A 9,961-nucleotide genomic window follows, 5' to 3' on the forward strand; every position below is an offset into this window, starting at 1 on the left:
CGTCTGCACAAAGAATTTCAGATAAAAGTTCACCGTGGGCGTGCGGGGATAGATGAACAGCCTGTCGCGCAGGTGGGTGCGCGTCATACCAGCGGCCACATGGGCCACGCCGCCGGCAAGGTTGGCCTGCGCACGGTCCCAGTCCTTCATGGGCGTGTAGCTGATGCTCAGCCCCGTGCTGTTGAGGGCGGCCTTGAGGATTTCCACCTCGAAGCCCATGGGCTTTTGGTTGCGCACGTAGGACATGGGCACAAAGCGGCTGTCGAACACAAAGGACACCTTCTGCGCGGCCACGCCCGCCATGGGCAGGGCCAGCAGCATACAACCGGCGAGCATTGCGGCAAGTGCGCCGCGCCTGAGCGAAGAGGACATATGGTTGGCAACTCCTTGTTGACTCAATTGGGGGTTCGCGCCGCCGGGGCGTCATGGCCTACGCGTTCTGACGCGCTGGCAGATGACGCAGACGGCCCAGCGCCGTGGCACTCCCCTGTCTTTTCGGCAAATCGTCCGGAATTCTTTACCAATTCCGCCAAGGCAATCAAAGCCCTTCCTTCGCATTCCTCTTGACCATACCAAGACAAACGCCCACGGTGAAGGCTGGACGGCTTGGGAGTGAGACCACAACGCAACACGCCTGCCTTACCGCAGAGGCGCAACGCGGAGAACCTGTGCGAAACGACGACCACCTGCTGACCATACGCCCCGTGCCAGAACTTGTCCGGCGCATCGCGCTGCCCGCGAGCATCGGCTTTTTCTTCCACACCATGTTCAACATTACGGACACCTACTTCGCGGGGCTTTTGGACACGCGCGCCCTTGCCGCGCTGTCGCTGTCCTTTCCGGTATTTTTCATCATCATTGCCATGGGCAGTGGGCTGCAAACCGGCGCAACCGCCCTCATCGGCACCGCCATTGGCGCGGACAACATGAAGGAAGCGCGCACCCTGTCGCGCCAAGCCCTTGTCTTTGGCCTGCTGGTGGCGGGGGCTATCACGGTGGTGGGCATTGCGGCCTCGCCCCTCCTCTTTCGCACCCTAGGCGCGTCCGGCGCGTATCTAGACGATTGTCTTGCCTATATGCGGCCCATCTTTGCCGGGTCCGTCTTCTTTATCCTGACCTATATGTTCAACGCGGTCCTGAACGCTGTGGGTGACACAAAAACCTTCCGCAACGTCCTTGCCGCGGGCAGCATCCTGAACCTCGCCCTTGATCCATGGTTCATCTACGGCGGGTTTGGCCTGCCGGCCCTCGGCATCACAGGCATTGCCCTCGCCACAGTGGTCATTCAGGCCGCGGGGGCGTGCTATTTGGGCTGGCGGGCATGGCAAACGGGCCTGCTGGACGGCTGCCTGCGTTCCGGATGCAAGCCGCAGGCAAGGCCACTGGCGGCCATTGCGCATCAGGGCTTTCCCGCCGCGTTCAATATGGTCACCGTGGGCCTTGGCATCTTTATCATCACCTACTTCATCGCCTCCTTCGGCAAGGAAGCCGTGGCCGCCTACGGCATTGCCACCCGCGTGGAGCAAATCGTGCTCCTGCCCACCATCGGGCTGAATGTGGCTGTCCTGTCCATCACCGCCCAAAACCACGGCGCCGGGCACTTTAACCGCATCCGCCAGACCCTGCGGACGGTCCTCCTTCACGGGGCATGGCTGATGGGCATTGGCGCCGCGGTCATCTTCCTCGGCGCGCACACGCTCATGGGCCTGTTTACGGACGACGCCGCCGTTGTAGCCGCTGGCACACAATACCTGCGCATTGCCGCCTTTGTGCTGTATTCCTATGTTGTCCTCTACGCCCACGTGGCGTGCATGCAGGGCTTAAAGCGCCCCATGTTCGCCATCTGGATAGGCCTGTTCCGTCAAATCTTCGCGCCCGCCGCCGTCTTCTGGCTGAGCATCCATGTGTTCGACTTTGGACTGGCCGCCATCTGGTGGGGCATCTTCGGCGTGACATGGTCGGCCGCCCTCTTCGCCCTCGTCTACGCCCGCACGGTGCTGTACGGCCTGCCCCACACGGATAACGCCCCGCCCCCAACAGCCTAAAAACGCCCCGCTTCGCGCGGGGCGAAACGGGGCGGCAACAGCGTATCGGGCTGGCACAACCGTGCCGGACAAGCTCTTCTACTTGCCGTACTCCACGGGAGTGTCTGGCGTTTCCACATCCTTGGGCAAGGAGGCGAAGGGGAAGGGCTTGGTGTTGGAGTTGAGGGTCATGTAGCGCAGGCACAGGTAGGCGTAGCGCGACATGGCATTGCAAAACGACCGCAGCGGCTCGCTCTCCTTCTGCGTCACAAGCACGATGCCATACTGCACCAGCGTACCAAGCTCCGCCAAAAGGCGCACCACTTCAAAGGCAATGAAGATGACAATGGTGTACAAAAAGCGAATCAGCACGGCTTTGCGTTCAACGGGAGTATCGGACATGGGATGAACCTCCTCTCAGGACAATGAAACGTGTTTGAGCATATTTTCACAGACAGCGAATTGCTTCCATAGCCGCTGCCCGCCGTCTTGTCCAGAGCCTGCACGCCGTGCACAAGACGTCCATTGCGTACGCACTGTTTTACGCCGCCTCCGTGCAGTCCCCGCGCGATGCCGCACCGCTTTCACTCAACAAGACTGCACCATGGCGCACGGCGCGTCGCCGCCATCCCCCAACCTCTCCGCGCCATAGGCAGGGCGCGTCTCCTCCCAATACGGCGGACACCACGCAGCGACAGGCCCGCCCCGTCACACAACGCGGGCGGCCCGCACACCAGTGCAAGCCGCCCTTTTGGCCGAGGCACCTGCGCGTTATTTTTCGTCGTCAAGGCCCTCGGTTGCCACGGAAAGCAACACATCCACTATGCTTGCGCCGTCACCGGCAAAGGTGCTCTCCAGCGTTGCCAGCGCCAGATACACCAGTTCCTGCCGCCGCGCCTGCGATGGTGACAGCGCGTCCGGCGGCGTGAGCAGCAGCATCCGCAGATGCCGCTCCGCGCTTGCCAGCTCCTGCCGGAACTCGCGCACCATCTCGCGCGACTGGAAGGAATAGTATGTGCGGAACAGGGCGGCCAGTTCATCGGCCATTTGCTCCCGCTTCTGGTCGTCCGGCAGTGCGGCAAGCACGCGCTCAATGCGCGGCCTGCTGGCGGCAAGCTCGCGCCGCATCTCCGCCGTCATGCGCTCGTCCAGCGCCGCCAGTTCGGCGTCCAGCGGCGCGGTAAAGGCGCTGAGCATCTCGGCGCGCAGCTGCGGCAAACGCGCCACCGCGGCCCTTGAAATATCCTCCACCCCACGGGGGACCTCCTCCAGCAGGAAGTCGCGCACAAGGGGACGCGCCTTGGGCAGGACTTCCACTTCCGCGTAGTCGCCCAGCATGGAGGCCATCTCGCCCTCGTCCATCATCTGCCCCAGATTGGAGTAAATCCACCCCATGTACCACCACACGCCCACAAGAAGCACGATGCCCAGGACGATATTACGCGTTTTGGCCTTGCGCTCACGCGCAAGCTCGTCGTCCAGTCGCGACTGCATCTGCTCCATGGATACGAATTCTTCATGTCCGTGCGCCATGCGCCACCTCCTCGCAGCCAGTCCACCCGGCACTCACCCGGCCGGACCGGGAAATATCGACAGCGCGCCTAGCGGGCATATGGCCCGGCCATGAGCGCCATAAACGCCTGAATAAAGCGCGAACTGTGCGCCGGGTCGTCACGCATCAGGGTCACGCGCGCCCGCACCTCGGGCATTGCCAGCAGCCTTTCCATACCCTCAAGCGACGTTTCAATGCCGCGCAGTTCGTCATCCATCACCCGCGCCACGGTCCGGTCCAGCACGGCGAGGATGTGCTCCTCCACATCGGCCCTGTACTCCGGGTCCGCCAGTTCAGGATATTGCCCAAACAGCGCGGCGCCGTGGGTGTCGAACTGGCGCTTCACAAAGCCGTTCACCCGGTTGTACATGACCACGCTGGCTTCCTCGGCCAGGCGCGAAATTTCGCGGTCCAGCGCCTCCGCCACCAGCGGGGCATTGCGCTGCACGGCTTTGTCCACACGCCGCAGCGTTTCCTCGCGGTTTTCCTCAATCACATCGCGGAGCATTACCTCCGCCTGCGGACGCAGGGCCAACACCTCCCCGCGCAGCGCCGCCACAAATTCCTCCTGATTGAACTGCGTAAACAGTCCGGCAATCAGAGAGCCGTACACCACAAACAGCCCCAGCACCAAAACGCCGGTCAGCCGCTTGATGCGTCTGTTTCGCGCCTGCACGTGGAGATATTGCCCAAAGAGCTGCATCACCTCCGGGGCAGCCCCCGCGCCGCCCTGCGCATCGTGTCGCCGTTCTTCTCCCATCGCTGGCCTCCTTCGTTCACTCTGCCCTTTTAGGCCCGCCACAAGCGAAAATTCGGGCGGAGCCTGTACGGGATACTATCACCACACATGGCCCGGGCAAAGCAAAAGTGACGAAACACCGCAGAGGGCGGACCTTGACAGCGCCTTCCCACTGCGTGACAAAAGCCGCAGGAGGACCACGGTGAACGATCAAGATTACAAGCCCTTTGCGGCACTGAAAAAGGCAGGCCTCAAGCTGAAGGACGACGAAAAAAAAAGCGTCCCCAAGCCCGCACCTCAGCCCAAAAAGCCCGATCCCGAGGTGGAGAAAGCCAAGGATGACGACCTGTTCCTCTCCGCCATGACAGGCACAAAACCCATGAACACCACAAAACGCGTGCCCCCAAAAAATGCTGCGCCAAAGCCCGCGGCGGCCAAGCCCAAGACCAGCGCCCCGGAAAAGCCCGCGCCCAAGAAAACCGCCCAGCCCGCCCCCACGCCCGCAGCCCCTGTGGACCCGGACGCCGAGGCAGACGTGTTCCTGAGCGCCATGTCCGGCGTCAAAACGCTGGACGGCGAATCCGGCCGCGCCGTGCCCAAAAAGACCAAAGAGCCGGAAGCGCCCAAGCTCTCCACCGAGGAAGCCCTCAGCCGAGAGCGCGTACATAAGCTCCTGCACGACGATATCGCCTTTGATATGGACTACGCCGAGGGCTACCAGTACGGGCAGGTCCAAGGTCTGGACCCCAAAATTTTCAACAAGCTCAAGGCCGGAAGCTACGATGTTGAGGCGCGCCTTGACCTGCACGGCATGACCGTGGACGAAGCGTGCCACACGCTTCTCGACTTCATGCGCAAGCAGTACCAGCTGGGGCACCGCTACCTTCTGCTGGTCACCGGACGCGGCAAAAACTCCCCCATGGGCCGCAGCATCATCCGCGAGGAGATGCAATATTGGCTCACCCGCGACCCGCTGCGGCAGGTGGTGCTGGCCTTTGTGACGGCCCAGCCCCGCGACGGCGGCCCCGGCGCGCTGTACGTTCTGCTGCGCAAATACAAAAAATCCATCGGCAAGATTAACTGGGAAAAGCTCCCCGGCGACTGGAACGACCTGTAACGCCGAGTCCTCGCCTTACCGCACCAAAAAAGCGCGGCCCCCTCATCATGAGGAGGCCGCGCTTTTTTGCGGGGAGCGCCAAGTGCTCCCGGCGCTACTTGCGAAAGATGGAAAACAGCACCGACAGGACAATGCTCACGATAATGCATGTCACAATGGGGAAGGAAAACCGAAAGCCCTCGCGCTGGATGTTGATGTCGCCGGGCAGGCGGCCGAAGGGAATGCGCCCCCATGGCAGCTTGTCGCCAAAGACCAGCAGCACGCCAACGGCGGCAATAGCAAGCCCCAGCCAGATGAGCAGTTTTCCCGTTTCGCCCGTCATATGACATCTCCTGCGCTCTTCACCAGCATAAACAGCCCAAGGGCAAACAGCAGGCCGATAAACACCGTCCGAAAGCCCCCTTCGCCAAGGCGGCGGTAGGCAAGGCGGCCACAGGTGGCTCCAAGTAGGACGCCGGGCAGGCACAGGGCGGAAAGCTCCAACGTGTCAGCGGTAATCAGCCCCCGCCACGCCTGCGCTGCAATGACCAGCACCCCGGAGGCAATAAAGAAGCTGATTGTTGTGGCCTTCACCCGGTCCTTATCCCACGGCTGAAGCGCAACGTACATCAGCACCGGTGGCCCCTGCGAATTGAGCGCGCCGCCAAGACACCCGGCAATGAACCCTGCCACCACAATCCACGCCTTGCCCAGCACGCGGGGCACCGGGCGGGCAAACCACATATACAGACAGTACAGCACCAGTATGATGCCAAGGGTCCCCTGCAGGACGTATACCGGCAGATACTGGAGCATAGCCACGCCCACGGGAATACCGGGCAGGGTTGCCGCTGTCAGGGGTAGCACGTCGCCCCACTGGGGCAGGCTGCCGTGCTGTTTGAGGATAAGCAGGTTCATCACCTGCGCCATCAGTACAAGGATAACCACCGAGGTCTGAAAGTCCAACACCAGCGAGATAATGGGCAGGCTGAAAAAGGCGAAGCCGAAGCCCGCCAGCCCTTGGGTAAACGCGCCGATAAAGACCACCAGCGCAACGATAAGCGTTGAGGAAAGCATGAATCCCTTCTGCCTACAGCATGTTGACGGGGTCGAGGTCGAGGGAGACGCGAATCTTGGAGTGCTGGGACAGGTGCTTTTTCACATGCGCGTAGACCTGCCGCACGGACGGCCAGTCTTCGCCCTTCAGCAGGCACTGGTAGCGCTTGCGCCCACGCAGAAACGCCAACGGCGACGGCGCAGGGCCAAGCACCCGCACGCCCCGCTCGCGCCCCACCGCGCCAAGCTGGCGCACCAATTCCATAATGCGCTGCTCGCCCTGCGGCCATTCGGCGGGAAAGCTCATACGCACAAGGGCAAGGCGCGAGAACGGCGGATAGTTGTACTTGCGGCGCAGTTCCACCTCGCGCTCAAAAAAGCCGCTGTAGTCATTGCGCCGGACAAAGTCCCAGCAATAGTGGTTGGGGTCGCGCGTTTGGATGAGCACGTTGCCGGGTTTGCCGCCACGTCCGGCGCGCCCCGCCACCTGCACCAGCAGCTGGAAGGTCCGCTCCGCCGCGCGGTAGTCCGGCATATTCAGCCCCATATCGCCGTCAGGCACAATGACAAGTGTCACGCTGGGAAAGTGATGGCCCTTGGACAGCATCTGCGTGCCCACCAGCACCTGCGCCTCCTCCCGCGCAAAGGCGTCAAGGATGGCCTCCATGCGTCCGGGGCGCCGGGTGCTGTCCCGGTCCAGCCGCAGCACGCCGGTTCCGGCGGGCAGGATGGTGTTCAGCGTCTCCTCAATGGATTCCGTCCCCTCGCCCATGGGCAAGAAGTTGGAACTGCCGCAGGTGCACGTGCAGGGAAATTCCTTACTTGCGCCGCAGTAATGGCACACGAGGCGTTCGCGGTTCTTGTGGTAGGTCAGGCCCACGTCGCAATTGCCGCAGCGCATCACCGCCCCACAGCTCAGGCAGTACATCAGCGGTGAATACCCACGGCGGTTCAGCATAATGATGGCCTGCTCGCCCTGCTCCACCACATGCTTGAGGGCTGCCGCCGCCGTCGGCGTGAGCGGCCCCATGGACGGGCGCTCGTTCTTGAGGTCCACCAGCGTAATCTCCGGCAAAGTGCCCTCGCCCACGCGGTTAGCCATGGTCACAGCCTTGATGGCCCCCTGCCGCGCGGCCTGAAAGGTCTTCACGTCCGGTGTGGCAGAGCCAAGCACCAGCACGCCGCCGTCCTGACGGGTGCGGAAGTGTGCCACCTCCTTGGCCTGATACGGCAACCGCTCGTCCTGCTTAAAGGACGTGTCGTGCTCCTCGTCCAGCACAATGGCGCCAAGGCGCCCCACCGGCAAAAAAAGCGCCGAGCGCGTGCCCACCACAAGCTCCGGCGCTGTGGACGTGGCAAGGGCGCGGAAGGTTTCCTCGCGCTTCGCCGGGGGCTGGTAGCCGTGGTACAGGTGGACGCTTCGCTCAGTAAAGTGCGTGCTCACGGCCTTGTACAGATGGCAGGCAAGGGCCACCTCCGGCGCCAGCAGCAGGACGGAACGCCCCATGGCAAGCGCCTTTTCCGCAAGGCGCAGATAGACAAGGGTCTTCCCGCTACCGGTGACGCCAAACACAAGGCGCGTCTCCGGGCGCTCGCTCTCAAGGGCGGCGATGAGGCCGTCCACACTCTCCTGCTGTTCGCCAGACAGGTCCGGCACATCAGCGGTAACGGCGTCCATAACGCAGGAATCCGGATCGTGGTAGGCGGGCGGCGGGCCGATGTTCACCACACCGTTGGTCACCAGCGTATTCAGGGCGTTGGACACCTTGGAGCCAAGGTCGCGCAGGACGGCGGGACGCGGCGAGGGGCCGTTGTCCCACAGGTATTCCAGCACCGCGGTCTGGAGCTTGGCGGTAGGACGCACAGGCCACGGCGGGTCCTGCGTCAGAAAGCAGTATTCCTGCTCCTTTTGCGCCACACTGCGCGCGGCCACCTGCATACGGCCCTCGGCCCACAGCGCGGCCAGCGCCGTCCGGTCCTCCTGTGACAAGGCGGCGATTTCCGCACCGCTCATGCGCTTGGGGAAGCGGGAATCGAATATCTTGAAGGAAATTTTGACGGTTCTGTAGCCGTGGGGGAGCAGCGTCTCAAGGATGCGGCCAAGGTCCACCATCTGCCGGGTGGCAAGGTTCTCGGCAAGGTCCATGAAACGGGCGTCAAGCAGTGGCTCCTGCTCTGCGGGCCAAGCAATCTCGCGGATGGAAACGCCCTTGGGGGCGGCGTCCGCCTCGCGCACGATGACCCCAAGGCGCGAGGAACGGCCAAGGGGCACCACCACGCGCTGACCGGGATGCAGGGCATCCGGGGCAAGGCACGCGGGATGGGCGTAGGTCAGGATGGAAAACGGTGCGCACGGAAGCGCTACATGCCAGAGTTTCATGACAAAAAAATACCCCCGCCGGACGGATTCCGGCGGGGGTCAGAATGTCCGGTCAACGGATTATTTGCAAGGCAGGAGTTCAAGAAGGTTCGCCACGAGACCGTCGTGGAGTTCTTCATCCTGCAATGCGAAGTAGATGTTGGCTGTGAGGTACTCCGCCCAGTCGCCTGCGTCAAACCGGCGGCCACGCATGCGCACCGCCAGCAGGCGATTTTCCGCAGCAAGGCGCTCCAGCGCGTCCGTCAGCTGAATTTCGCCGCCAACGCCCGGCTCCACCTTGTCCAGATGGTCAAAGACCTCGGGCGTCAGGACGTAGCGGCCAACGATAGCCATACGCGACGGGGCGTCCTCCACGGCGGGCTTTTCCACCACACTACGCACGCGGAAGATGCCGGGGACGTATTCCTCGCCGTTGATGATGCCGTAGCGGTCCACCTTTTCCTGCGGCACTTCCACCACGCCCACAACGGCCATACGCTCGGCCTTGGCCACATCCACCAGCTGCTGGATGCCCGGGTCAACGCCAAACATCAGGTCATCGCCCACCATAACGGCAAAGGGCTCGTTCTTGACGACCTCGCGGGCGCAGAGCACGGCGTGCCCCAGCCCAAGCTGCAGCTTCTGCCGCACGGAGATGATATTCGCCATCTCGGCCACGTCGCGGATTTCCTTGAGCAGTTCGTGCTTGCCTTTGCGCTCCAGCAGATTCTCAAGGATGAAGTTGTAGTCGAAGTGGTCTTCGATAATCTTTTTATTCTGGTTGTTGACGAAAATGACATCGGTCAACCCAGTTTGGATGGCTTCCTCCACCACGTACTGCACCACAGGTTTTTTGTAGATGGGCAGCATTTCTTTGGGAATGTTCTTGGTGGCGGGGAGTGAACGGGTTCCCCATCCGGCCACGGGTATGACGACTTTCGTGATGTCCATGCTGGTCTCCTTACTGGATCGTATATATAAGACGATGATATACTATCTTTTTTTCGACTTAGCGCAAGTGTTCGCGCAAAGTCTCGGCCAGCTGACCGGAAAGCCGCTCAACGAGGGTGTCATCCTGCCCCTCCACCATAATGCGCGCCACGGACTCGGTTCCCGAGTAGCGCAGCAGCACGCG

11 protein-coding genes are annotated in these 9,961 nt (G+C 62.4%); 2 read left to right on the forward strand and 9 right to left on the reverse strand.

Translation table 11 applies throughout. From position 1 onward, the window contains the following. A partial coding sequence (locus ACY69P_RS09640) for a transporter substrate-binding domain-containing protein (RefSeq protein ID WP_462327309.1) occupies window positions 1-372 on the reverse strand: 372 nt, incomplete at its 3' end. Between the two features lie 296 nt (window positions 373-668). Here ACY69P_RS09640 and ACY69P_RS09645 point away from each other — a divergent pair. Beyond that, complete coding sequence (locus tag ACY69P_RS09645; protein ID WP_462327310.1) at window positions 669-2,045, forward strand: MATE family efflux transporter; 1,377 nt, start codon at window positions 669-671, stop codon at window positions 2,043-2,045. A 78-nt stretch (window positions 2,046-2,123) separates the two neighbouring features. On the opposite strand, the gene ACY69P_RS09650 is transcribed toward ACY69P_RS09645, so the two are convergent. The 3 genes from ACY69P_RS09650 to ACY69P_RS09660 form a co-directional block, all read right to left on the reverse strand. Then, window positions 2,124-2,426, reverse strand: coding sequence for a DUF4389 domain-containing protein (locus ACY69P_RS09650; RefSeq protein WP_459898837.1), 303 nt, complete (start codon window positions 2,424-2,426; stop codon window positions 2,124-2,126). Window positions 2,427-2,795: 369 nt separating this feature from the next. After that, window positions 2,796-3,557, reverse strand: coding sequence for a hypothetical protein (locus ACY69P_RS09655; RefSeq protein WP_459898835.1), 762 nt, complete (start codon window positions 3,555-3,557; stop codon window positions 2,796-2,798). A gap of 68 nt (window positions 3,558-3,625) precedes the next feature. Next, entirely contained in the window at window positions 3,626-4,336 is a 711-nt protein-coding gene (locus ACY69P_RS09660; RefSeq protein WP_462327311.1) for a hypothetical protein, read from the reverse strand. Between the two features lie 181 nt (window positions 4,337-4,517). Here ACY69P_RS09660 and ACY69P_RS09665 point away from each other — a divergent pair, with 181 nt between their 5' ends. Further along, window positions 4,518-5,432, forward strand: coding sequence for a Smr/MutS family protein (locus ACY69P_RS09665; RefSeq protein WP_462327312.1), 915 nt, complete (start codon window positions 4,518-4,520; stop codon window positions 5,430-5,432). A gap of 94 nt (window positions 5,433-5,526) precedes the next feature. Here the strand turns inward: ACY69P_RS09665 and ACY69P_RS09670 are convergent, their stop codons facing one another. From ACY69P_RS09670 to ACY69P_RS09690, 5 genes are all read right to left on the reverse strand, one after another. Continuing rightward, the gene (locus ACY69P_RS09670) at window positions 5,527-5,754 is read right to left on the reverse strand and encodes a DUF2905 domain-containing protein (protein ID WP_459898829.1); all 228 of its coding nucleotides are present in this window, start codon (window positions 5,752-5,754) and stop codon (window positions 5,527-5,529) included. Next, window positions 5,751-6,488 carry a sulfite exporter TauE/SafE family protein gene (locus tag ACY69P_RS09675; protein WP_459898827.1) on the reverse strand — a complete coding sequence of 246 codons (738 nt, stop codon included), beginning with the start codon at window positions 6,486-6,488 and terminating at the stop codon, window positions 5,751-5,753. Before ACY69P_RS09675 ends, ACY69P_RS09670 begins: the two co-directional genes overlap by 4 nt. Window positions 6,489-6,501: 13 nt before the next feature. Beyond that, window positions 6,502-8,847: a replication restart helicase PriA gene (gene priA, locus ACY69P_RS09680; RefSeq protein WP_462327313.1), complete on the reverse strand. Its 2,346-nt coding sequence runs from the start codon at window positions 8,845-8,847 to the stop codon at window positions 6,502-6,504. Window positions 8,848-8,907: 60 nt separating this feature from the next. Continuing rightward, window positions 8,908-9,777, reverse strand: a complete 870-nt coding sequence (galU, locus tag ACY69P_RS09685; protein ID WP_459898824.1) for a UTP--glucose-1-phosphate uridylyltransferase GalU — start codon at window positions 9,775-9,777, stop codon at window positions 8,908-8,910. Between the two features lie 58 nt (window positions 9,778-9,835). After that, window positions 9,836-9,961 (reverse strand): hypothetical protein (locus ACY69P_RS09690; RefSeq protein WP_462327314.1); only part of this gene is annotated, 126 nt, incomplete at its 5' end.

The organism is Desulfobaculum sp. (assembly GCF_054921475.1).

Coding starts and splice junctions, on each gene's coding strand:
- ACY69P_RS09660 (WP_462327311.1), bottom strand. CDS start 4,336: ATGGGAGAAGAACGGCGACACGATGCGCAGGGCGGCGCGGGGGCTGCC.
- ACY69P_RS09670 (WP_459898829.1), bottom strand. CDS start 5,754: ATGACGGGCGAAACGGGAAAACTGCTCATCTGGCTGGGGCTTGCTATT.
- galU (WP_459898824.1), bottom strand. CDS start 9,777: ATGGACATCACGAAAGTCGTCATACCCGTGGCCGGATGGGGAACCCGT.
- ACY69P_RS09655 (WP_459898835.1), bottom strand. CDS start 3,557: ATGGCGCACGGACATGAAGAATTCGTATCCATGGAGCAGATGCAGTCG.
- priA (WP_462327313.1), bottom strand. CDS start 8,847: ATGAAACTCTGGCATGTAGCGCTTCCGTGCGCACCGTTTTCCATCCTG.
- ACY69P_RS09675 (WP_459898827.1), bottom strand. CDS start 6,488: ATGCTTTCCTCAACGCTTATCGTTGCGCTGGTGGTCTTTATCGGCGCG.
- ACY69P_RS09650 (WP_459898837.1), bottom strand. CDS start 2,426: ATGTCCGATACTCCCGTTGAACGCAAAGCCGTGCTGATTCGCTTTTTG.